19 protein-coding genes are annotated in these 23,106 nt (G+C 71.2%); 10 read left to right on the top strand and 9 right to left on the bottom strand.

Annotated features, from left to right (window positions below; genetic code table 11):
* Positions 1-10: 10 nt before the first annotated feature.
* Positions 11-1,372: a type I glutamate--ammonia ligase gene (glnA, locus tag OG257_RS27415; protein ID WP_329211731.1), complete on the bottom strand. Its 1,362-nt coding sequence runs from the start codon at positions 1,370-1,372 to the stop codon at positions 11-13.
* A gap of 243 nt (positions 1,373-1,615) precedes the next feature.
* Here glnA and OG257_RS27410 point away from each other — a divergent pair, with 243 nt between their 5' ends.
* The 4 genes from OG257_RS27410 to OG257_RS27395 all read left to right on the top strand — a co-directional run bounded on the left by OG257_RS27410 (position 1,616) and on the right by OG257_RS27395 (position 5,487).
* Positions 1,616-2,290, top strand: coding sequence for a DUF3105 domain-containing protein (locus tag OG257_RS27410; RefSeq protein ID WP_329211729.1), 675 nt, complete (start codon positions 1,616-1,618; stop codon positions 2,288-2,290).
* The gene (locus OG257_RS27405; protein ID WP_329211727.1) at positions 2,287-2,976 is read left to right on the top strand and encodes a DUF305 domain-containing protein; all 690 of its coding nucleotides are present in this window, start codon (positions 2,287-2,289) and stop codon (positions 2,974-2,976) included. The genes OG257_RS27410 and OG257_RS27405 overlap by 4 nt, the downstream gene beginning before the upstream one ends.
* A 124-nt stretch (positions 2,977-3,100) precedes the next feature.
* Complete coding sequence (locus OG257_RS27400; protein ID WP_329211726.1) at positions 3,101-3,526, top strand: CBS domain-containing protein; 426 nt, start codon at positions 3,101-3,103, stop codon at positions 3,524-3,526.
* A gap of 206 nt (positions 3,527-3,732) precedes the next feature.
* Entirely contained in the window at positions 3,733-5,487 is a 1,755-nt protein-coding gene (locus OG257_RS27395) for an NAD+ synthase (protein WP_329211724.1), read from the top strand.
* Between the two features lie 68 nt (positions 5,488-5,555).
* Here OG257_RS27395 and OG257_RS27390 read toward each other — a convergent pair whose 3' ends face one another.
* The 5 genes from OG257_RS27390 to OG257_RS27370 form a co-directional block, all read right to left on the bottom strand.
* Positions 5,556-6,764, bottom strand: coding sequence for an MFS transporter (locus OG257_RS27390; RefSeq protein ID WP_329211722.1), 1,209 nt, complete (start codon positions 6,762-6,764; stop codon positions 5,556-5,558).
* A 212-nt stretch (positions 6,765-6,976) separates the two neighbouring features.
* On the bottom strand, positions 6,977-8,188 hold the full coding sequence (locus OG257_RS27385) for a Cmx/CmrA family chloramphenicol efflux MFS transporter (RefSeq protein ID WP_329211720.1): 1,212 nt from the start codon (positions 8,186-8,188) through the stop codon (positions 6,977-6,979).
* A 308-nt stretch (positions 8,189-8,496) separates the two neighbouring features.
* Entirely contained in the window at positions 8,497-9,522 is a 1,026-nt protein-coding gene (locus OG257_RS27380; protein ID WP_329211719.1) for an endonuclease/exonuclease/phosphatase family protein, read from the bottom strand.
* A 167-nt stretch (positions 9,523-9,689) separates the two neighbouring features.
* Complete coding sequence (locus OG257_RS27375; RefSeq protein ID WP_443054494.1) at positions 9,690-10,418, bottom strand: TetR/AcrR family transcriptional regulator; 729 nt, start codon at positions 10,416-10,418, stop codon at positions 9,690-9,692.
* 359 nt (positions 10,419-10,777) lie between these two features.
* Positions 10,778-12,403, bottom strand: coding sequence for an MFS transporter (locus OG257_RS27370; RefSeq protein WP_329211715.1), 1,626 nt, complete (start codon positions 12,401-12,403; stop codon positions 10,778-10,780).
* A gap of 162 nt (positions 12,404-12,565) precedes the next feature.
* Between OG257_RS27370 and panB the strand changes: the two genes are divergently transcribed.
* From panB to OG257_RS27355, 3 genes are all read left to right on the top strand, one after another.
* A complete protein-coding gene (gene panB / locus OG257_RS27365) occupies positions 12,566-13,453 on the top strand; it encodes a 3-methyl-2-oxobutanoate hydroxymethyltransferase (RefSeq protein WP_329211713.1) in 888 nt (295 codons plus the stop codon).
* Positions 13,454-13,574: 121 nt separating this feature from the next.
* Positions 13,575-14,594 carry an ATP-binding cassette domain-containing protein gene (locus OG257_RS27360; protein WP_329215377.1) on the top strand — a complete coding sequence of 340 codons (1,020 nt, stop codon included), beginning with the start codon at positions 13,575-13,577 and terminating at the stop codon, positions 14,592-14,594.
* On the top strand, positions 14,591-15,448 hold the full coding sequence (locus OG257_RS27355; protein ID WP_329211711.1) for an ABC transporter permease: 858 nt from the start codon (positions 14,591-14,593) through the stop codon (positions 15,446-15,448). The genes OG257_RS27360 and OG257_RS27355 overlap by 4 nt, the downstream gene beginning before the upstream one ends.
* On the opposite strand, the gene OG257_RS27350 is transcribed toward OG257_RS27355, so the two are convergent.
* The gene (locus tag OG257_RS27350) at positions 15,449-18,781 is read right to left on the bottom strand and encodes a BTAD domain-containing putative transcriptional regulator (protein ID WP_329211709.1); all 3,333 of its coding nucleotides are present in this window, start codon (positions 18,779-18,781) and stop codon (positions 15,449-15,451) included. It lies immediately after the preceding gene.
* Between the two features lie 124 nt (positions 18,782-18,905).
* Here OG257_RS27350 and OG257_RS27345 point away from each other — a divergent pair, with 124 nt between their 5' ends.
* Entirely contained in the window at positions 18,906-19,718 is an 813-nt protein-coding gene (locus tag OG257_RS27345) for a site-2 protease family protein (RefSeq protein ID WP_329211707.1), read from the top strand.
* 264 nt (positions 19,719-19,982) lie between these two features.
* On the opposite strand, the gene OG257_RS27340 is transcribed toward OG257_RS27345, so the two are convergent.
* Both OG257_RS27340 and npdG read right to left on the bottom strand, forming a co-directional pair.
* Positions 19,983-20,165 (bottom strand): hypothetical protein, encoded by a 183-nt coding sequence (locus OG257_RS27340; protein ID WP_329211705.1) that lies wholly within the window; start codon positions 20,163-20,165, stop codon positions 19,983-19,985.
* A gap of 80 nt (positions 20,166-20,245) precedes the next feature.
* A complete protein-coding gene (npdG, locus tag OG257_RS27335; protein ID WP_329211703.1) occupies positions 20,246-20,956 on the bottom strand; it encodes an NADPH-dependent F420 reductase in 711 nt (236 codons plus the stop codon).
* Positions 20,957-21,135: 179 nt separating this feature from the next.
* On the opposite strand from npdG, the gene OG257_RS27330 reads away from it, so the two are divergent.
* Together OG257_RS27330 and OG257_RS27325 are read left to right on the top strand one after the other, a co-directional pair.
* Positions 21,136-21,738 (top strand): hypothetical protein, encoded by a 603-nt coding sequence (locus OG257_RS27330; RefSeq protein WP_329211701.1) that lies wholly within the window; start codon positions 21,136-21,138, stop codon positions 21,736-21,738.
* A gap of 62 nt (positions 21,739-21,800) precedes the next feature.
* Entirely contained in the window at positions 21,801-23,072 is a 1,272-nt protein-coding gene (locus OG257_RS27325) for an MFS transporter (protein WP_329211699.1), read from the top strand.
* The last annotated feature ends 34 nt before the right edge of the window (positions 23,073-23,106 follow it).

Below are 23,106 nucleotides of genomic sequence, written 5' to 3'. Positions count from 1 at the left end.
TGAACTGCCCCTACAGCACCGGCAGGAGCGCCTTCAGCTCGAAGGCCGTGACCTCGCTGCGGTACTCCTCCCACTCCTGCTTCTTGTTGCGCAGGAAGAAGTCGAAGACGTGCTCGCCCAGCGTCTCCGCGACCAGCTCGCTCTTCTCCATCAGCGCGATCGCCTCGCCCAGGTTCTGCGGGAGCGGCTCGATGCCCATCGCGCGGCGCTCGGCGTCGGAGAGTGCCCAGACGTCGTCGTCGGCGCCGGCCGGGAGTTCGTAGCCCTCCTCGATCCCCTTGAGGCCCGCGGCGAGCAGCACCGCGTACGTCAGGTAGGGGTTGGCGCCGGAGTCGATGGAGCGGACCTCGACGCGGGCCGATCCGGTCTTGCCGGGCTTGTACATCGGGACGCGGATCAGCGCGGAGCGGTTGTTGTGGCCCCAGCAGATGTACGAGGGCGCCTCGCCGCCCGCTCCCGCGGCGCGGGTGGAGCCGCCCCAGATGCGCTTGTAGGAGTTGACCCACTGGTTCGTCACGGCGGAGATCTCCGCGGCGTGCTTGAGCAGGCCCGCGATGAAGGAGCGGCCGACCTTGGAGAGCTGGTACTCGGCACCCGACTCGTAGAACGCGTTGCGGTCGCCCTCGAAGAGGGAGAGGTGGGTGTGCATGCCCGAGCCCGGGTACTCAGAGAACGGCTTCGGCATGAAGGTCGCCTGCACGCCCTGCTCCAGCGCGACCTGCTTCATGACCAGGCGGAAGGTCATGATGTTGTCGGCGGTGGAGAGCGCGTCCGCGTACCGCAGGTCGATCTCCTGCTGGCCGGGGGCGCCCTCGTGGTGGCTGAACTCGACCGAGATGCCCATCGATTCGAGCATGGTGATCGCCTGGCGGCGGAAGTCCATGCCGACGTTCTGCGGGGTGTGGTCGAAGTAGCCGGAGCTGTCGGCGGGGGTCGGGCGGCTGCCGTCGACCGGCTTGTTCTTCAGCAGGAAGAACTCGATCTCCGGGTGGGTGTAGAAGGTGAAGCCCAGGTCGGAGGTCTTGGCGAGGATGCGCTTCAGCACGTAGCGCGGGTCCGCGAAGGAGGGCGAGCCGTCCGGCATCAGGATGTCGCAGAACATCCGCGCAGTCCCCGGTGCCTCCGCGCGCCACGGCAGGATCTGGAACGTCGCCGGGTCCGGCTTGGCGATCATGTCCGATTCGTATACACGGGCGAAGCCCTCGATGGCCGAGCCGTCGAAGCCGATACCCTCGTCGAAGGCCTGCTCCAGCTCGGCGGGGGCGACGGCGACGGACTTGAGGTAACCGAGTACATCGGTGAACCACAGCCGTACGAAGCGGATGTCTCGCTCCTCAAGCGTCCTGAGGACGAATTCCTGCTGCTTGTCCATAGCCACATCCTTGCAGTTCAGACGGTCCGTGCACCACCGCCCGGGGTAGGGGAGACACTCCAGTATCACGACCCGGGATTTCACCCAGATTACGCACACGGTGTGAGAGAGAGCACTCGGCCACCCACTACGATCGGCGGCCATGGTGTGCAAGGGGCGTGGAGGGCTCCCTACAGCCCCGTGCGCACCCGTTTTTCCGGCCCGTTCCGTCCCTCCCTCCCCTTGGCAGAAGGACCCGACGACATGAGCTTCGACCGCAGGACCCGCATAGAGCAGATGCGCAAGGCCGACCGTGCGCGCGATCGCCGCAACCGTGTCGTAGCCATAGGCCTGAGCGCCGTCGTGGTCGCCGGTCTGCTCGGTTTCGGCACGTACATGCTGCTGGAGAGGTCGGAGGCGAACGACCGGAACGCGGAGAGCCTGGCCCAGGACGCCAAGCAGACCGAGCAGGAGAAGGAGAAGCTGGCGGCCGAGCCGGTCGCGGGCGAGAAGTCCTGGGACGCGAAGAAGCTGACCCGCAACCACGTCACGACCGAGGTGGCGTACCCCATGGAGCCGCCCGTCGGCGGTGACCACAATCCGGCCTGGCTGAACTGCGACGGCGTCGTATACGAAAAAGCCGTCCCGAACGTCAACGCCGTGCACGCCCTGGAGCACGGCGCGGTGTGGGTGACGTACAACGACAAGGCGGCCGACGCCGATGTGAAGAAGCTTGCGTCCCGCGTCGGGAGCACCCCGTTCTCGCTGATGAGCCCGTACGAGGGCCAGGCCGGTCCGATCATGCTGAGCGCCTGGGGCAAGCAGGTCACGGTGGACGGCGCGGACGACCGGCGGGTCGCGCAGTTCTTCGCGAAGTACGTCCAGGGCAAGCAGACGCCCGAGCCGGGGGCGCCCTGCACGGGCGGGATCGACGGGTGAGCTCGGCAGGCACGCGCCGTACGCGGTGGGTGGCCGGTTCCGCTGTGACGGTTGCCCTGCTGTTCGCCGGGGCGGCGACGGTCGCCGCCGCCCGGGACGACGGGACGGCCCCGGCCCCCCGCACCCCCTCGGCGGAGTCGGCGGACGCGGGCTTCGCGCGCGACATGGCCGTGCACCATCAGCAGGCGGTGGAGATGTCGTTCATCGTGCGCGACGGTACGCGGGACGAGGAGGTACGACGCCTCGCGTACGACATCGCCAACACGCAGGCCAACCAGCGCGGCATGCTGCTCGGCTGGCTGGACCTGTGGGAGCTGCCGAAGACGGCTCCCGCCGGGCAGGAGCCGATGGCGTGGATGTCCGGCCACCGGCAGCACTCCATGCACCACGCGGAGGGCTCGGAGGCCGGATTCAAGGCCCACGACGGGGCCCTCATGCCGGGCATGGCCACCAGGACGGAGCTCGACGGGCTCCGGGCGGCCCGTGGCGAGCAGGCCGAGATCCTCTTCCTGCAGCTGATGACCGACCACCACAAGGGCGGCGTCGACATGGCGCGCGGCTGCGCGGAGCAGTGCACGGTGCCGGTGGAGAAGCGCCTCGCCCAGGGCATGGTCGAGGCCCAGCGGTCCGAGCTCGACCTGATGGCGGACATGCTCGCGGCACGGGGTGCGGCACCCCGTCCCTGAGTGGTCCGGGGCCCTTGGCGTGCACCCGAATGGGTGACAGCGCTCGCGTACTCCGAACGGGCCCATGACGATGGGTTCGCTCGGGCCGTACGGCCGTGCCCACCGGCACGCAGGAGGAATCCCCATGACCACTGCCAAGGACATCATGCACACCGGGGCCCACTGGATCCCGGCACACGAGACGCTCGACCGTGCCGCGCAGATGATGCGCGACCACAAGGTGGGCGCCCTGCCCGTGTCCGCCCATGGTGATCAGGACAGGATGGTCGGCATCATCACCGACCGCGACATCGTGATCAAGTGCGTGGCGTCGGGGCACGATCCGTCGAAGCTGACGGCGGGCGACCTCTGCGACGGCACACCGCGCTGGATCGAGGCGACCGCCGACGTCGACGCGGTGCTCGAGGAGATGCAGAGCCACCGGATCCGCCGACTGCCGGTGATCGAGAACAAGAAGCTCATCGGCATGATCAGCGAGGCGGACCTGGCGCGGCACCTCTCGGACGAGCAGGTCGCCGGCTGGGCGGAGCAGGTCTACTCCGGTTCCTGACCGGTCGCCCTGTCCCCCGTCGGACCCTGTCCCCCGCCCTCCGTCCGCCCGTCACCGGGTGGCCGCGGGGCGGAGCGTCCCGGCCCGGCGTCCCTCCCTCCGAGGGCCGTCGGGCCGTCAGGCACCGGGTTGTCGGGTTCCGGGGCGTCGCGGTTCTTGGCCGCCCTCAAGGACATCGCGTCAGAGAGACGATTACACTGGGCGGCGTGCCTCAACTACGTCTCGCACTGAATCAGATCGACGCGACCGTCGGTGATCTTGCCGGCAACAGCGAGTCGATCGTCCACTGGACCCGGCACGCCGCCGAGCAGGGCGCCCACCTCGTGGCGTTCCCCGAGATGGTGCTGACCGGATACCCCGTCGAGGACCTGGCCCTGCGGTCGTCCTTCGTCGAGGCCTCGCGGGAGGCGCTGCGCGCCCTCGCCGCCCGTCTCGACTCGGAGGGCTTCGGCGAGCTTCCGGTCGTCGTCGGATACCTCGACCGCTCCGAGCACGCCGCACCGCGCTACGGGCAGCCCGCAGGCTCCCCGCGCAACGCCGCGGCCGTGCTGCACCGCGGCCGGGTCGCGCTGAACTTCGCCAAGCACCACCTGCCCAACTACGGCGTGTTCGACGAGTTCCGGTACTTCGTGCCGGGCGACTCGATGCCCGTCGTGCGCGTCCACGGCATCGATGTGGCGCTCGCGATCTGCGAGGACCTCTGGCAGGACGGCGGCCGTGTGCCGGCCGCCCGCGCCGCCGGGGCGGGGCTGCTGCTGTCGGTCAACGCCTCGCCGTACGAGCGCGACAAGGACGACACCCGGCTCGAACTGGTCCGCAAGCGTGCCCAGGAGGCCGGCTGCACGACCGCGTACCTGGCGATGATCGGCGGCCAGGACGAGCTGGTCTTCGACGGCGACTCGATCGTCGTCGACAGGAACGGCGAAGTGATCGCCCGCGCCCCGCAGTTCGCCGAGGGCAGCGTGATCCTCGATCTGGAGCTGCCGGCCGCCGCGGCCGAGGCGCCGTCCGGGGTCGTGAACGACGGACTGCGCATCGACCACGTGGTGATCTCCGAGGAGCCCCTTCCCGCGTACGAGGCGGAACTGGCCGGCGGTTACGCCGAGCGGCTCGACGACGACGAGGAGCTGTACTCCGCCCTGGTCGTGGGACTGCGCGCGTACGCCGCGAAGAACGGATTCAGCAGTGTGCTGATCGGCCTCTCCGGCGGCATCGACTCGGCGCTGGTCGCGGCCATCGCCTGCGATGCGCTGGGGGCCCAGAACGTCTACGGCATCTCGATGCCGTCGAAGTACTCCTCGGACCACTCCAAGGGCGACGCGGCCGAGCTGGCCCGGCGTACCGGGCTCAACTTCCGCACCGTGCCGATCGAGCCGATGTTCGACGCGTACATGGGGTCGCTGGGGCTCACGGGTCTTGCCGAGGAGAACCTCCAGTCGCGGCTGCGCGGCACGATGCTGATGGCTGTCTCCAACCAGGAGGGCCAGATCGTGCTCGCGCCGGGCAACAAGTCCGAGCTCGCGGTCGGTTACTCCACGCTGTACGGGGACTCCGTCGGCGCGTACGGGCCGATCAAGGACGTGTACAAGACGTCGGTGTTCCGCCTCGCGAAGTGGCGCAACCGGGCCGCCGAGGAGCGCGGGCAGATCCCGCCGATCCCGGAGGCGTCCATCACGAAGCCGCCGAGCGCCGAGCTGCGCCCGGACCAGGTGGACACGGACTCGCTCCCGGACTACGACGTGCTGGACCGGATCCTGGAGATGTACGTCGACCGGGACCAGGGCATGGAAGCGATCGTGGCGGCCGGTTTCGACCCGGAGCTGGTGGCGAAGACGCTGCGGATGGTGGACACCGCGGAGTACAAGCGGCGGCAGTACCCGCCGGGCACGAAGATCTCGCCGAAGGGCTTCGGCAAGGACCGCCGTCTGCCGATCACGAACCGCTGGCGCGAGTCGAGCTGACCACGCGCGTGGGGGGCGCACACCGGGTCGGTCCGGTGTGCGCGCCCCCCACGGGCCGGGGTGCGCGGTCAGCGCACCTCGGCTTCCTGCTTGTTGTGGGCCGAGGTCCCGCCGGCCACCACACGGGAGACCCCCGGCGTACGGTCCAGCAGACCCGCCGTGGCCGCGACCGCGAGACCGGCGACCGCCAGAACCGCGCCGACCAGGGCCGGTGACGTCCAGCCCCAGCCCGCCGCGATGGCCACGCCGCCGAGCCACGCGCCGCCCGCGTTGGCCAGGTTGAAGGCGGAGTGGTTGGACGCGGACGCGAGCGTGGGGGCGTCCTTGGCCTTGTTCATCACCAGCATCTGCAGCGGCGTGGTCGTCATGAAGCCGATCCCGCCGAGCAGCACCACCATCACCAGCGCAGCCCACTGCACGTGCACGGTGAACGGGAAGACGACGAGCACGACGGCCAGGGCGGCCAGCGACCCGTAGAGCGTGGGACGCAGCGCCCGGTCGGTCAGTGGTCCGGCTGCCAGGGCTCCCAGGGTCATCCCGATGCCGAAGAGCGCCAGGACGAGCGTCACCGACGACTCGCCGAAGCCCATCGCCTCGGTCGTCATGGCCGAGAGGTACGAGTAGACGGCGAAGACACCCGCGAATCCGAGGACCGCGGTGAGCAGGCCGAGCAGCACCTGCCGGTTACCCATGGCCTTCATCTCGCGTCCCAGGCCCTGGTGGGAGTCGACGGGCATCTGCGGTACGAGCCGGGCGAGCGCGGCCATGGCGCCCAGCCCGATCACCGAGACGACGACGAACGTGGCGCGCCAGCCGAGGTGCTGGCCGAGCAGGGTGGCCGCCGGTACGCCGACGATGTTGGCGACGGTCAGCCCGAGGAACATGGTCGCGACGGCGCGGGCCTGCCGCCCGTCCGGGACGAGCCGCGCGGCGACGACGGCTCCGACTCCGAAGAACGCCCCGTGCGGCAGCCCGGCCAGCAGCCGTCCGGCGAGCAGCCAGCCGAAGTCGGGGGCGAACGCCGAGGCGAGGTTGCCGATGGTGAAGAGGGCCATCAGCAGCAGGAGCATCCGCTTGCGCGGAACCCGTGAGCCGATGGCGGTGAGCAGCGGGGCGCCCAGGACGACGCCGATCGCGTACGCCGAGACGAGGTAGCCGGCGGTGGGCACGGACGTTCCCAGATCGTCCGCGACGTTGGGCAGCAGGCCCATCATCACGAACTCGGTGGTGCCGATGCCGAAGGCGCTCACAGCGAGGGCGAGCAGGGCCAGGGGCATGGAGGGGGCCTTTCAGAACGGTGGTGGGAGCGTCGGCTTCGTTGCCGGTCCGGATTAAGTATTCATCCGGAACAAAGTGTCGCAGACCTTTTATGCCCGGAGGTGAACGAGCCGTTGCGGCGGGGTGCCGCGCGGACACCTCCGCCGCTGCCGGTGACGTCGGCATGGCTGGTCAGGATACGTGTGGCGACCTGCAGGCCCGGGCTCAGGAACTAGGCCCCCTCCTCGGCCCGGTGAAGAAGATCACGGCCGGAGTCGTGCCGCGACCGGGACAGGAAGCGCGACCGCTCGGGCGACAGCACCCCCGCCCCCGCAAGCGCCAGGCACATCAGCAGGGCGCTCACCCAGACCGGTGCGCGGAAGCCGAAGCCCGCTCCGAGGGCCAGGCCGCCCAGCCAAGGGCCCAGCGCGGCGCCCACGTTGAAGGCAGCCGTGGCGAAGGAGCCCGCCAGGGTCGGGGCGTCGGGGGCCTGGTGGAAGACCCGGGTGATCAGCGCCGTACCCGTACCGAAGGCGAGCGCGCCCTGGAGGAGGACCAGGGCGAGCGCTGCCACCGGGTTCCCTGCGGTCAGCGCGAGGGCCGCCCAGCCGACGGCGAGCGCGACCATGCCGACGGCCACGACGGCGCCGGGCCTGGCGTCGGCGATCCGGCCCGCCAGGGTGACGCCGGCGAACGAGCCCACGCCGAACAGGGCGAGGACGGCGGGGACCCAGCCCTCGCCGAGGCCGGTGACCCGGGTGACGAGCGGCTCCAGGTAGGAGAACGTACAGAAGGTCGCCCCCTGTACGAGCGCCATCACCAGCAGGGTGAGCAGCAGACGGGGGCGGCCCAGGGCCCGCAGCTCGCTGCGGGCGCTCACCTGCGCCACGCCGGGCGGCCGCCCGCCGGGAATCGTCCACAGCAGTGCGAGGACCGCCGGTACGGAGACGAGTGCCACGGCCCAGAACGCCGAGCGCCAGCCCCACAGTTCTCCGAGCAGCGCCCCGGCCGGCACACCCACCACACAGGCGACGGTCACCCCGCCGACGACCACGGCGGTGGCCCTCGCCCGCAGGTGCGGTTCGACCATGGCCAGCGCGGTGACCAGGGCCACCGCCCAGAAGCCGGCGTTGGCCAGCGCCCCGGCCACGCGTGTCGCCAGCAGCACCCCGTATCCGGGGGTCAGCGCACCCACCACATGGGAGGCGATGAACACACCGAGGAAGAACAGCAGCGCCCGGCGCCGGGGCCAGGTGCGGCCCGCCAGGGCGGTGAGCGGTGCGCCGATCACCATCCCGATCGCGAAGGCCGAGGTCAGCAGCCCGGCGGCGGCCAGTGACACATCGAGGTCGGTGGCGATGCCCGAGAGCAGACCGGACAGCATGAACTCCGAGGTGCCCTGGGCGAAGACCGCCAGCCCGAGCACGTAGACAGCGAATGGCATGAGAAGAAGACCCCTTGTACGGAACCGTCGGAGGAACGAGCGGTGTTCGTCAGGGGTGCGGGCCGCGCCCGTCCGTGCGCGCCGGGGCGCGGGGAACGGCAACGCGGTGGAATGCCCGGTGTTCTCACGGACATGGGAGTCGGCCCGCACCGCCACGGGATCCGGCGGTGGTCGACGACGCGACAGGGGAAGGCTCACCGACCGCTGGGGTCAGAGGCCTTCGGCGCTGCGGGTCGGCCACCGGCGGACCGGTGGCCGGAGTCTGTCGGACTCGGGGCTGGGCATGGGGAGATGGTACCCGCCGGGGCTCAGAGTTCGACGCGGGCCGCGATCGGGAGGTGGTCGCTGTCCGTGGCCGGGAGGGTCCAGGACGACAGGGGTTCGACGCCCCTCACCATGATCTGGTCGATGCGGGCCATCGGGAACGACGCCGGCCAGCTGAAGCCGAAGCCGTCGCCCGCCGCGCCCTGGGTGGAGCGCATCTGGGCGGTGACCGCGTTCAGGGAGCGGTCGTTCATGGTGCCGTTGAGGTCGCCGAGCAGGGCCACCCGCTCGATCCGCTCGTCGGCGATCGCCTCGCCCAGGGCGTCGGCGCTCTTGTCCCGCTGGTTGGCGGTGAAGCCCGCGTGCAGCTTGACCCGTACGGACGGGAGGTGGGCCACGTACACCGCGATCGGGCCGTCCGGCGTGGTCACCGTGGCGCGCATCGCGCGGGTCCAGCCCAGCTTGATGTCGACGGGGCGGGCGTTGGTCAACGGGTACTTGCTCCACAGGCCGACGGTGCCCTGTACCGAATGGTGCGGATAGCGGGCGGCGAGGGCCTCCTCGTACGCGGCCACCTTGCCGCCGGGCAGTTCCTGCAGGGCCACGACGTCCGCACCGGAGCCCGCGACCTGCTGGGCGGTGCCCGCGGGGTCGGGGTTGCCGGCGTTCACGTTGTGCGTGGCGACGGTGAGGTCTCCGCCGGTTCCCGACTTGTCGGCGAACAGGAGGCCGCCGAAGAGGTTGAGCCAGACCACGGCCGGCAGGAGCACCGCGATCAGCGCGGTCGCCGAACGCCGGACGAGGCCGAGGACCAGGAGCAGCGGCACGAGGAGGCCGAACCAGGGCAGGAACGTCTCGATGAGGCTGCCCGTGTTGCCGATGGTGTTGGGGATCTCCGCGTGGAAGATCATCATCAGGGTCAGCAGGACCGCGCAGAGCGCGAGGAGGATTCCGCGCCGCCAGATTCCCCGGTCCGTCGCCAGTCTGTGGCGCAGGGCCCGGAGGCGGGGCCCGGGTCCCTGCGGACCCGTGCCGGCGTTCTCGGTGTCCGCCCTGTACGCCTGCACCATTGCGCTGTCCTCACTGCCTTGCCGTACACATCGCCGCGCCTCACGACCCTAGGCGATGGGCGACGCAATTCCTGCCGTCGACGACGGCCGTACTGCCATCAGGACGACGGATGTGGCGGTGTGGGTTCCGGCCAGGAGGGTGATTGTGGTGGCTTGTGACAGAACGCTCACACAGGAGCGGTCGTCGACTTCCCGGCCGTGACCTGCGGTTTCGGTGCGAGGCCCTGGAGCAGGATCCCGATGATGCGGTCGGCGAGGTCCTCGGGCAGGGGGGCGTCGGGGCGGTGCACGGTGCGTACGAGCATGGGGCCGAGGAACAGGTCGTCCATCAGCTCCGCGTCGAGGTCGTCGCGGAGCTCGCCCGCGTCCACGGCCCGTTGCACGGCGGCCAGCATGGCGACACGGCGTGGCGCGATCACCGTGCACTGGTACTCGGTCCACAACTTGGGGTGGCTCTTCATCTGCGCGAACACGTTGTGCAGGAGTACGGAGGAACGCTGGGCCAGGCCGCGCGTACGCATGGATTCCAGCAGGAGGCGGAGGTCTGCGAGGCCTTCGGTGCCGGAGACGGTGGGGTCGGCGGGTTCGATGTCGCGCAGGACGTCGACGAAGAGCTCCTCCTTGCCGCTCCAGCGACGGTAGATGGTGGCCTTGCCGACGCCCGCGGTGCGGGCGATGCGCTCGATGGACAGGCCGGCGAGGGGTTCACCGGCCTCCAGGAGCTCCACGACGGCGTCGAGGATCGCCCGCTCGGCGGCGGCGCTGCGGGGGCGGCCGCGGCGGGGTTCGGGGTCCTGGCCGTGGTCCTCGGCCCGGTCCCGGCCCTGGGGGTCTTCAGCCCGGTCCTGTGCCTGGTCCTGTGCGTGGTCCTGTGCGTGGTCCTGTGCCGCCTGCACGTGGGTCACCTCTCGCCGCGCCGTACGCCGCTCGTTGTTCGCCGTTCATCCTGATTCTCGCCGACGGGCGGGGGGTGGGGCGACCGCCGGGTCGGAGTGGGGCGGGGGTCGGGTGCCGGGTTCGTCCGGCGTGACGCTGTGTCCTCAATCGCCGGACGGGCTTGAGTGTGCGGGACGGGCTCGGTGCGGCCGGGCGATCCGGACGAGGAACGTGCCTCGCACGGGCAGCACCGGGCACCGTCCTGTCCTCAATCGCCGGACGGGCTTGAGTGTGCGGGATGTGCCGGACGGGCTTGGGAGGCCCGCACCCGCCCGAGGAGGTCGGACGGGCGAGAGTGCGCCCTTGCCGCGTCCTGGCGTCAGGCGGCGGACGGGCTGGACGCGACCTTGTCGTCCTCCGTCACCGGGGTGGCCCGGTTCTCGTCCTGACCCGGAGCCTGCTGCCTGCCCGGCAGGAACAGGCCCACCACCACCGCGCCCACCAGGGCCACCGCCGCCGAGCCGAGGGCCGTGACGTGCATCGCCGAGATGAACGCGTCGTTCGCCGCCGCGACGAGCGGCTTGCCCGCCGGGCCCATCCGGGCCGCGACGCCGAGGGTCGCCTCGATCGACTCGCCCGCCACGTCCCGCGCCGCGGCCGGGACGCCGGCGAGGTGGCCCTCGATGTCACCGCGGTAGACCGTGGACAGCACCGAGCCGAGCACCGCGATGCCGAGCGCCCCGCCGACCTGGCGGAAGGTGTTGTTGATGGCCGAGCCGGAGCCGGCCCGTTCGCGGGGCAGGGCCTGCATCACGGCGACGGTGACCGGCGGCATGATGTGCGCCATACCGGTGCCCTGCACGAAGAAGACCACGCACATCACCCAGACAGGCGTGTCCGCGTCGAAGAGCGCGAAGGCCGCGAGGCCGCCCGCGACCAGCAGCATGCCGACGGTGCAGACCGCACGGGCGCCGAACCGGTCGACGACCAGCCGGGCGCGCGGCGCGAAGATCATCTGCGCGGCGGCGAGCGGCACGATGAGCAGTCCGGACTGCAGGGCGCTGTAGCCGCGGACGCTCTGGAGGTAGAAGGCGGAGAAGAAGGTGACGCCCATCAGCGCGAAGAAGACCAGCGCGATGGCGGCGACAGCGGCGGAGAAGGCCGGCTTCCTGAAGTACGAGATGTCGATGGAGGGGTGGCTGCTGCGCTTCTCGTGCCACACGAAGACCGCCAGCACCACCAGCCCGCCGAGCAGCGGCGCGAGCACCGTGAGGTCGGTGAAGTCGGCGAGCTCGCCGCCGCGGATGATGCCGTACACCAGCAGGACCAGGCCGACGATGGACAACAGGACGCCCAGCGGGTCGACCCGGCCGGGGTTCGGGTCCCGGGAGTCCGGTACGAGGACGACCATGGCGATCAGCGCGATGACCACCACGGGGACGTTGACCAGGAAGATCGAGCCCCACCAGAAGTGCTCCAGGAGCAGACCGCCGGTGATGGGGCCGATGGCGATGCCCAGGCCGACGCTGCCCGCCCAGATGCCGATGGCCTTGGGCTGCTCGTCGCGCTCGAAGACGTTCATCAGGACGGCGAGCGTGGCGGGCATCACGAACGCCGCACCGAAGCCCATCAGGGAACGCCAGGTGATGAGTTCGCCGGGCGTGGTGGAGAGCGCGGCCAGGCCGGAGCCGATACCGAAGACCAGGATGCCGGCCAGCAGCACCTTCTTGCGGCCGATGCGGTCGCCGAGCAGGCCCGCCGTGAAGAGCAGTCCGGCGAAGACGAGCGTGTAGGAGTTGATCGCCCACTCGAGCTCGCTCTGGGTGGCGCCGATGCCGGTCGGTGCGGGGCTGGCGATCGTCTTGACCGCGACGTTCAGGATCGAGTTGTCCAGCACCACGATGAGCAGGCTGAACATGAGAACGGTGAGGATCACCCAGCGGCGGCGGTGGACCGCTTCCGGGACACGGGACTCGGCGGCAGGGGCGCCGGACGGTATGGACATGGCGACGACCCTAACCCAATTTCGATACGAGACCGTCTCGTATTGGAAAGTCTTTACCCGGTCGCCGGGGCCCACTTCCCGGGAGCGGCTCCGGGATGCCACCATGGAAGGGATCCGGGGACGCCGTCAGGGCGCCACGAGATGACGAAGGAGCCGTTGGCCATGTCGCTTCAGGCTGCGCAGAATCAGAACACCACACCCCCAGCAGGTCCCTCCCCCGCCGCCGGCAAGGCGTTGTACGGGGGAAAGAGCACCCGCCGCATCACCGTCCACGACATCGCCGCAGCCAGTGAGCGCGGCGAGAAGTGGCCCATGCTCACCGCCTATGACGCGATGACCGCGTCCGTCTTCGACGAGGCCGGCATCCCGGTCATGCTCGTCGGCGACTCCATGGGCAACTGCCACCTCGGCTACGAGACGACCGTTCCCGTCACGATGGACGAGATGACCATGCTCTCCGCCGCCGTCGTACGGGGTACCAAGCGCGCCCTCATCGTCGCCGACCTGCCCTTCGGGGCGTACCAGGAGGGACCCGTCCAGGCCCTCCGCAACGCCACCCGGCTGATCAAGGACGCCGGCGTCGGCGCGGTCAAGCTGGAGGGCGGCGAGCGCTCCCACGAGCAGATCAGGCTGCTGGTCGAGGCCGGAATCCCGGTCATGGGCCACATCGGCCTGACCCCGCAGTCCGTCAACGCCATGGGCTACCGGGTGCAGGGCCGCGGCGAGGAGGCCGCGCAGCAGCTGCTGCGCGATGCGAAGGCGGTGCAGGACGCGGGCGCGTTCGCCGTGGTCCTGGAGCTCGTACCGGCCGAACTGGCCGCCGAGGTGACCCGCACCCTGCACATCCCGACCGTCGGCATCGGCGCCGGGCCGGACACGGACGCCCAGGTGCTGGTCTACACCGACATGGTCGGGCTGACCGGCGGCAAGGTGCCCCGCTTCACCAAGCAGTACGCGAACATGCGCCAGGTGCTCGGAGACGCCGCGAAGGAATTCGCCGACGAGGTCGTCGGCGGAACGTTCCCGCAGCCGGAGCACACCTTCCACTGACGCCCCGCTGACCACTGCCGCACCACCGACAGCCCGCCGACTCCCCCATCGGCGGGCTGTCGCCCTGCGGTAGGTCCGCTGTCAGCGGCTTGTCGGTGACTTGTCGGTGACGGCTGATGTCATGGTGGACATGACGCGAAACGACAAGAACCCCAGGAACGGCACGAACGCCGTCGAGGTGCGGGGGCTGGTCAAGCACTACGGCTCGACCAAGGCGCTGGACGGCGTGGACCTCGATGTGCGCGAAGGCACCGTTCTCGGTGTGCTCGGGCCCAACGGCGCCGGCAAGACCACCCTCGTACGCTGCCTCTCCACCCTGATCCTGCCCGACGCCGGGCACGCGGTCGTGGCGGGCTACGACGTGGTGAAGCAGCCCCGGCAGCTGCGCCGCACCATCGGCCTGACCGGCCAGTACGCCTCGGTGGACGAGAAGCTGTCCGGCTGGGAGAACCTCTACATGATCGGTCGGCTGCTCGACCTGCCGCGCAAGAAGGCCAGGTCCCGCGCCGACGAGCTGCTGGAGCGCTTCTCGCTCACCGACGCGGCGAAGAAGGCCGCGATGGACTACTCCGGCGGGATGCGCCGCCGGCTGGACCTGGCCGCGTCCATGATCGGCAGCCCGGCCGTGCTCTACCTGGACGAGCCGACGACGGGGCTCGACCCCCGTACCCGCAACGAGGTCTGGGACGAGGTGCAGCGGATGGTCGCGGAGGGGGCGACCGTGCTGCTCACCACCCAGTACATGGAAGAGGCCGAGCAGCTCGCCAACGAGCTCACGGTCATCGACAAGGGCAAGATCATCGCCCGGGGCGGTGTCGACGAGCTGAAGGCCAAGGTCGGCGGCCGCACCCTGCAGATCCGGCCCTCCGACCCGGCCGAACTGGCCTCGATGGCGCAGGCGCTGCGGGAGGCCGGTCTCGACGGCATCGCGGGCGCCCAGGCGGTCCCGGACGAGGGACTGCTCTACGTACCGATCCTCAGCGACGAGCAGCTGACCGCCGTGATCGGCCTGCTCGGCGCCCGGGGCTTCTCCCTCGCCCATGTCGCCACCGCGCTGCCCAGCCTGGACGAGGTCTTCCTCGCCATCACGGGCGACAAGGCCACCGTCACCGACACGATCCCCCAGGAGGTCGCGGCATGAGCACGACGACTCTGACGCCCACCCCCACCGGCACGCCGGCGCCCGCACCGGTCACGAAGCTCCACGACGAGGGCCGGATCGGGCTGCGGAACAACCTGCGCCACATCGGGGCGCTGGTGCGGCGCAACCTGCTCCAGATCAAGAAGGATCCGGAGTCGATGTTCGACGCGCTCCTGATGCCGGTCATCTTCACGCTGCTGTTCGTGTACGTCTTCGGCGGCTCGGTCGGCGGCAGCATGGGCGGCGGCCGGCAGGAGTACCTCAACTACCTGATCCCCGGCCTGATGGCGATGATGGGCATGAACATCGCCATGGCGGTCGGTTCCGGTGTCAACGACGACTTCCGCAAGGGGGTCATGGACCGGTTCCGCACGATGCCGATCGCCCGCTCCTCGGTGCTCATCGCGAAGATCGTGGTCGAGCTCGGCCGGATGATGGTCGCCACGCTGATCCTGCTGGGCATGGGCTTCGCGCTCGGCATGGAGCTCCAGGAGTCGGTGCTCGGGCTGATCGGCGCGATCGCCCTGTCGGCCGCGTTCGGCGCCGCCATCATGTGGATCTTCATCCTGCTCGGACTGACCATGAAGACGGCTCAGGCCGTCCAGGGGATGGGGATGCTCGTGCTGATGCCGCTCCAGTTCGGTTCGTCCATCTTCGCGCCGACCCAGACGATGCCCGGCTGGCTCCAGACGTTCACCGACTACAACCCGCTGTCCAACCTGGCCGACGCCGCCCGCGCCCTGATGATGGGCGGCCCGCTCGCCCACTCGGTCTGGGTGACGCTCGGCTGGACCGTGCTCATCACGGCGGTGATGGCTCCGCTCGCGGTCAGCAAGTTCCGCAAGAAGACCTGATCACGGGCCGGAGTCCTGCTCCTGCACGTATGCGTCCGCAAAGGCGGTGGCCTCCTCCAGTGCGAGGCCACCGCCTTCGGCGTACGCGGTCTCGAAGGCGGCGTCGTCCGCCAGTCCCGCTCTGACGACCTCTTCCGCCGCATCCCGGTTACTGCGCTCCGTCACGGTCGGTACGTGACCGGCCGGCAGCAGTACCGCGTGCAGTCCGAGCAGCCGCGCCGCGTCCCTGCACCGCCGCTCTCCGCCGAGACCGCCCAGGGCCCATGCGACGGCGACCAGGTGCAGGGACGACATCTGTGGTGCCACCATCTGCGACATCGAACCCTGCGATCTCTCCAGCGCGCGGCAGGCCCGGTTCAGGGCCCTGGCGTAATCGCCGTCGAGGTTGTCCAGCCAGGCCTGCATACCCAGCACGAAACCCTCGAAGATCGCCACCGTCTCCGATCCGAACTCCTTTCGCAGTGCGGCGAGTTGCTCGCGTGCCTCCGTGGTGCGTCCGGTCCGCCCCAGCCACAGGGCGAGGTAGAGCCGGGCGGCGGGCATCGCCTCGTGCCCGGCCTGCCGTCCCTTGGCGAGCACCTCACGCAGGATGGACTCCCCCTCCTCGCCCCGGCCGATCTCGAGGAGAGCGGAGGCGTACCGGGCCCGCAGCAGCGCGACCTGGGTCTGGGCACCGAGCTGCTCGGCGTAGGTGACCGCGGTACGGAAGTCCTCGGCCGCGGAGGCACTGTCGCCGGCGCGCTCATGGGCCTCGCCCCGGGAGGAGAGCGCTTCGGCGGAGCCCCAGGCATCACCGACGCGTACGAAGATGTCCAGGCTCTCGTTCGCGTCCTGCCGGGCTTCGCCCGCCCAGTCGGGGCGGTTGGCCAGCACGTTGGCCCGCATCTGCAGCGCGGCGGCCAGCTCCCATTCGTAGCCGAACTCCCGGCAGGCGCGCACCGTCTGGTCCATGAGCTCGCGCAGCCGGTCGGGCTTGCCGGTGAACAGGATCGCGAACATCCAGAGGGATCCCGGCGTACGGCAGGTCTGCGGCTGGCCCGGCCGGTAGGTCCGGGCGATCGCCTTCAGACGCTTCCTGCCCTCGTCCGTGGCCCATTCGTTGCCCGAGTGGTCCATATTGGCCAGCCGGATCAGCCGTACACCACGCCTGGCCTCCTCTGTCTGGTCGGGCTCCATCGGGGGCGGCCTGTCGGTGCACCGTTCCAGCAGGGAGGGGGCCGGTTCGACGGGCTCGGTGAACGGATCGGGGCCGAGGGCAGCCGCGGCATCGGCCCAGTGGCGGGCGTCGGCCCGCAGGTCGCGCATCTGCCAGTACCAGCCGAGGGAGAGGACGAGGCAGAGGAGCTCCTGTTCGTCCTGGGCGGCCTCGGCCCGGCGCAGGGCGGTGCGCAGATTCTCGTACTCGCGCTGGAACAGATCGAGGGCGGACTGCTGACCCGCACCCCGGAGCTCCGGGTCGGCGAGGCGGGCGAGCTCCCGGTAGTGGACGAGATGCCGCCACTCGACGGCGGCCCGCTCCCCCGCCTCGTCCAGCCGGTCCGATGCGTACTCGGCAACGGTCTCCAGGAGCCGGTACCGCATCCCGCCGTCGTTGCCGGGGGCGGCGACGACCAGGGACTTGTCGACCAGGGAGCCGAGGAGCGGCGCGACGTCGCGGGCGTCGACGCCCGCGACGGAGCAGACCTCCTCGGCCGCGGTGAGGGCGGAGTCTCCGGCGAACACCGAAAGCCGGCGCAGCACGGCGCGTTCGGCCGTGTCAAGGAGCTCCCACGACCAGTCGACGACGGCCCGGAGGGTCTGCTGGCGCGGCAGTACGGTCCGGCTGCCACTGGTCAGCAGGCGGAACCGGTCGTCGAGACGGTCGGCGATCTGGCGCGGACCGAGCATGCGCAGCCGTGCCGCCGCCAGTTCGATGGCGAGCGGCAGCCCGTCGAGGCGGTGGCAGATCTCGGCGCAGGCGGCCTCGGTCCCGGGATCCGCGTCTACCCGGAAGCCGGGCCTGGCGGCGCTCCCCCGGTCGGCGAGCAGGCGCAGCGCCATGCGGTCGGGTAGCGGGTCCACGGGCCGCAACAACTCGCCGGGCACGCCGAGAGGTTCGCGGCTCGTCGCCAGGACGGTGAGGCCGGGGCAGTGGGCGAGGAGGTGGTCGGCCAGCCCGGCCGCCGCCTCGATCACATGCTCGCAGTTGTCGAGCAGCAGGAGCATGCGGCGACCGGAACAGTGCTCGGTGAGACGTGTGAGCGGGTCCCCGGCCGCGCGGTCGGAGCCCCGCTCCACGGCGCGGAGCCCCTCGGCTCCCGCGCCCCGCAGCACGGTCTCGCGGGCGCCGAGGGCGGTGAGGACGGCCTCCGGAACCGCTTCGGGGTCGTCGACCGGCGCGAGCTCGGCCAGCCAGACGCCGTCCGGCCAGGCGGCCGGATCGACGGATTCGGCCGCCTCCTGGGACAGCCTGGTCTTGCCCGCGCCCCCAGGGCCCAGCAGGGTGACCAGGCGCGCCCGGGAGAGGTCCTCGCGCAGGGCGGCGATGTCGGTCTCGCGGCCGACGAAGCTGGTGAGTCTCGCCCGCAGGTTTCCGTGCGGGGCGGGAGAGGGCGCCGGTTCCGGCCGGGGCCGGTCCTGTTGCAGCAGCTCGTCGTACAGCCGGCGCAGTTCGGGTCCGGGCGAGGAGCCCAGGCGCTCGGCGAGCGCGGTCCTCGCGTCCCCGTACGCCGCGAGTGCCTGGGCGGTCCGCCCGGCGGCCTGCAGCGCCCTGATGCGCAGCGCCTGCAGGGGTTCGTCGATCGGGTGGTCGGCACAGAGCGCGGCGAGTTCGGGCAGGGCCTCGTCGGGGCGGCCGAGCGCGAGGACGGCGGCGATCCTGGTGCGGCGGGCCTCGAGGCGCCGGGCCTCCCAGCGGACGGCGGTCGCCGCGCGGTCGGGCAGGTCGGCGAGTGCGGGCCCGCGCCACAGGGCGAGGGCGTCGTCGAGGACCGTGGCGGCCTTCGCCGCGTCGCCGTCCTCCAGGGCCCGTGCGCCCTCGCCCACGAGCCGCTCGAAGCGGTGCAGGTCCACGGCGTCGGGGTCGGCGGCGAGCCGGTAGCCGTTGTCCACGGAGCCGATGGCGTCCCTGCCGAGCGCCCGCCTGAGACGGCCCACGAGTGCCTGGAGGGCGCCCACGGCATCGGCGGGCGGATCTCCGTCCCACACCTCGTCGACGAGAACCGTCGCCGGGACCGTGCGCCCGGGGCGCAGGGCGAGCACCGTGAGCAGGGCGCGCAGCCGCGCCCCGCCGAGGGCAACGGCCGTGCCGTCGTCGCGGAGAGCCTGGGTCGTACCGAGAATGCCGTAGTGCACGCGCCCATTGTCCGTGACGGCTCCGCACTTCGTGGAACTACCACCCGACCGCGAGACGTTCTCGCCCTGTCACCCGTACTGTCGGGGCTCGCCGCCCGCAGTCCAGCACCCAGGAGTTCCGCCGATGACCACTGCCTTCCGCCGCAGCGACCGGCGGGTCAGTCCGATCTTCCTCGGGATCGTCGCCGTCATGGCCGTCTCGGGCTGGGCGGTGTGGACGGACTTCGCCGGTGAGGCGGGCTTCGCGGTCTTCCTGTTCGTCACGGCGGCCTGGATCGTCTCGCTGTGTCTGCATGAGTACGCGCACGCCCGCACCGCGCTGCACAGCGGGGACATCTCGATCGGGGCCAAGGGGTACCTCACCCTGAATCCGCTCAAGTACACCCACGCCCTGCTGAGCATCGTGCTGCCGGTGCTCTTCGTGATCATGGGCGGCATCGGCCTGCCGGGTGGCGCGGTCTACATCGAGCGGGCCCGTATCAACGGCCGCTGGAAGCACAGTCTGATCTCGGCCGCGGGCCCCCTGACGAACGTCCTGTTCGCGATCGTCTGCACGGCGCCGTTCTGGCTGGACGCGCTGGACGGGGTCCCGGCCGCCTTCCGCCTGGCCCTGGCGTTCCTGGCGCTGCTCCAGGTGACGGCCGCCATCCTGAACTTCCTGCCGGTCCCGGGGCTGGACGGCTACGGCGTGATCGAGCCCTGGCTCTCGTACAAGGTCCGGCGGCAGGTGGAGCCGTTCGCGCCGTTCGGACTGATCGCGGTCTTCGCGCTGCTGTGGATCCCGGAGGTGAACGGGGTCTTCTTCGACGCGGTCGACGCGCTGCTGCGGGGGCTGGGCGTCAGCGAGGTCGAGACGTACTGCGGGCTCGACACGTACCGCTTCTGGCAGGAGTGGTTCGGCGACCAGGACCCGGGCTGCGCGGCGCTCGGGGCGTGAGCGGCCGGCTCGGGGCGTGAGCGGCGAGAGGCCCTAGGGTCTTTCGTTTGGATCAGGCCGGATCAGGGAGCGGGGTCCGGTGCGTGCAGCTGCAAGGCGGAGGAGGGAGCCCACGCGATGGGGTCTCCCCTGCTCGAGCGAAGCCGAGAGCTTGGGGAAGTCGGCGACCGACGACAACGCCGGAGGGGGTCCCCCCTGGCCCTTAAGGCCTTGGGGGAGTGCGTGCCGGACCCCGCGAGCCCGGCATGATCCAAACGAGAGGCCCTAGTTCCCGGCCGCCGCGCTTTCCAGCCTGTGCTTGCGGATGTAGTACCACGCCATGTTCGAGGAGAGGCCGGCCAGCAGCACCCAGATGATCCCGAGAAAACTGCCCTGGGCGAAGGAGACCACGGCTGCGGCGACGGCGAGAACGCAGACGACGAGGGCGTAGATGGCGAGGCGGGGCATGAGGGCTGGTGCTCCTGTCCGGGGATGGTGCGTGGTCCCGTCCAGTGTCCCTCATGCCCGTTCCTGCTCCGGGCACGGGCTCACACGTCGGTGGCGCGCAGCCCCGCGTGTGCCTTGTAGCGGCGGTTGACGGAGATCAGGTTGGCGACGAGCGACTCGACCTGGTGCGCGTTGCGCAGCCGGCCCGCGAAGACGCCGCGCATACCGGGGATACGGCTCGCGAGTGCCTGCACGGTGTCGGTGTCGGCGCGTGCCTCGCCCAGCACCAGGACGTCGGTGTCGATCTCCTCGATCGTCTCGTCCTGGAGCAGTACCGCCGACAGGTGGTGGAAGGCGGCGGTGACCCGGGAGTCGGGCAGCAGGGCGGCGGCCTGCTCGGCGGCGCTGCCCTCCTCGGGCTTCAGGGCGTAGGCGCCCTTCTTGTCGAAGCCGAGCGGGTTGACGCAGTCGACGACGAGCTTGCCCACGAGCTCCTCGCGCAGGGACTCGAGCGTCTTGGCGTGTCCGTCCCAGGGCACGGCGACGATCACGACGTCGCTGCGGCGCGCGCATTCCGCGTTGTCCGCGCCCTCGACACCGTGGCCCAGCTCGGCGGCGGCGGCTTCCGCACGGTCGGCGGCACGGGAGCCGATGACGACCTTGTGGCCGGCGCGGGCGAAGCGGTAGGCCAGGCCCCGGCCCTGGGGGCCCGTTCCGCCGAGTACGCCGATGGTCAGCCCGGACACGTCGGGAAGGTCCCAGGGGTCCTTGGCGGGGGGCTTGGGTGCGCTGCCGCTCTCATACGTAGTCATGGCGCCGACCCTACTGCGAGGTAGCTACGTGAACTCTGCGGCATGGTCCCTCTGCGACATCCGTCACGGCCGCCCGGTGCCCGCCCTGCCGGGCTCCCGGCGGCGCGGGCCGGACCCGTTCGGGTGCTTCGGCCCCAAGGCACCACCTGTGGGGACGACTTGGGGCATGATGCCGGGCCATGGATGCCGTACGTGTCGCGCTGCTGCGTGAAGTACTCGCCGGGACCGAGTGGCCCGCGGTGACCCGTCGGTTCGCCAGGACCCTGCGGTCCTCGGTCGTGCCGCAGGGCGGCGGGCTGCTGCTGGTGGGGACCGAGGTGTACGAGCCGTGGCACATGGCCGCGCATCTGGTCGACGAGTCCACGTGGTCGGGACTGCCGCAGCTGCGGCCCGTCCTCGTACGGCACCGGGTGGAGCCGGGCGATCCGGCGCATCTGGCCGTCGGACTGGGCCGGATCGAGGCGGCCGGGCGGGGCGAGACCTTGCTGGTGGTGGCCCCGGAGCGGCCCGGCGGCGGGCTGCTGGAGCGGGTGCACGATGCGCGCCGGGCGGGGGCGACGGTGCTGACGCTGGACAGCGGCGACGCGGAGGTGCGGGGGCTCGCCCATGAGGCGCTGACGGTGGGCGAGGAGGACGATGTGGACCTGGACACCGTGCAGCACCTCGTCAGCGCGGCGGCCGGGGAGAACGGTGCGCCTTCCCCGCGGGGGCGCCGCACGTTCCGGGACCGGCTGTCACGGCTGGCCGACCAGCTGACGGCCCCGCCGCCGGCCCGCTGGTAAGGGGTTCCGGCCCGCAGGAAATCGGTTGCCGTCGGCCGCCCGCCTGCGGACCATGACCTCTCGTGACGTCCCGCCTTCTGCCCGATCTCTCGCCCTGGCGCTCCTCCGCCGACTTCCGGCTGCTCTGGATCCAGGGCCTGATCACCTACTTCGGCAGCTTCATGGCGCTGATCGCGCTGCCGCTCCAGATCAAGCACCTCACCGGCTCGCCGCTCGCCGTCGGCGCCATGGGGGCGGTGGAGCTCGTACCGCTGGTCGTCTTCGGGCTGTACGGAGGGGCGCTCGCCGACTCCGCCGACCGGCGCAAGGTCATCCTGGGCACCGAGGCGGGGCTCGGGGTGCTCGCCCTCGTACTGCTGGCGAACGCGCTCGCGCCCGAGCCCGCGCTCTGGCCGCTCTACGTCGTGGCCGCCGGGGTCTCCGCGCTCGCCGGGCTGCAGCGGCCCGCGCTGGATTCGCTGATGGCCCGGATCGTGCCGCACGACCAGCTCACCGCGGCCGCCGCGCTGAACTCGCTGCGCTGGCAGGCCGGCGCGATCGCCGGTCCCGCGCTGGCGGGTCTGGTCGTGGCGTACGCCGGGCACGCCACCGCGTACGGCGTCACCGTCGTGACGTTCTCCGTGTCCGTCCTGCTGTGCCTGCGGCTGGCAGCGGCTCCGCCCGCGCACGACGCGCAGAAGCCGTCCCTGCGGGGGATCGCCGAGGGCGCCCGGTACGCCTGGAGCCGGCCCGTACTGCTGGGGACGTACGCGATCGATCTCGCGGCGATGTTCTTCGCCTTCCCGAACGCGGTCTTCCCCTTCCTCGCGGACGAGCTGGATGCCGAGTGGTCGCTGGGGCTGATGTATGCGGCCGGGGCGGTCGGCTCCCTCCTGCTGGGGCTGACCAGCGGCTGGACCTCACGGGTACGGCGGCACGGGCTGTTCGTCGTGGGTGGCGCGGCCGTCTGGGGGCTGGCGATCGCGGCGGCCGGATGGTTCGGCAACGTATGGCTGGTGCTGTGCTGCCTGGCGGTCGCCGGCGCGGGCGACATGCTGAGCGGGCTCGGCCGTTCCACGATCTGGAACCAGACCATCCCGGAGGGGCTGCGGGGCCGGCTCGCGGGCATCGAGGTGCTCTCGTACAGCGTCGGACCCCAGCTGGGCCAGGTCCGGGCCGGGGCGATGGCCGGCTGGACGGGTACCCGGTCCGCGATATGGACGGGCGGGGTGGCGTGTGTCGCTTCGGTCGCGCTGCTGGCTGCGGCGCTCCCGAAGCTGCTCACATACGACTCCGTGACGGACGAGGACGCGGCGCGCAGGCGGGCGGCGTCCACCGATCCCGCCGGGGTCTAGAGCCTCCGGACCAGGCCGGGCTCGCGGGGTCCGG

It is taken from the genome of Streptomyces sp. NBC_00683 (genome assembly GCF_036226745.1).
Classification (GTDB): Bacteria; Actinomycetota; Actinomycetes; order Streptomycetales; family Streptomycetaceae; genus Streptomyces.
The sequence above is the reverse complement of the archived record's forward strand: the minus strand, read 5'-3'. Positions and strand labels throughout refer to the sequence as shown.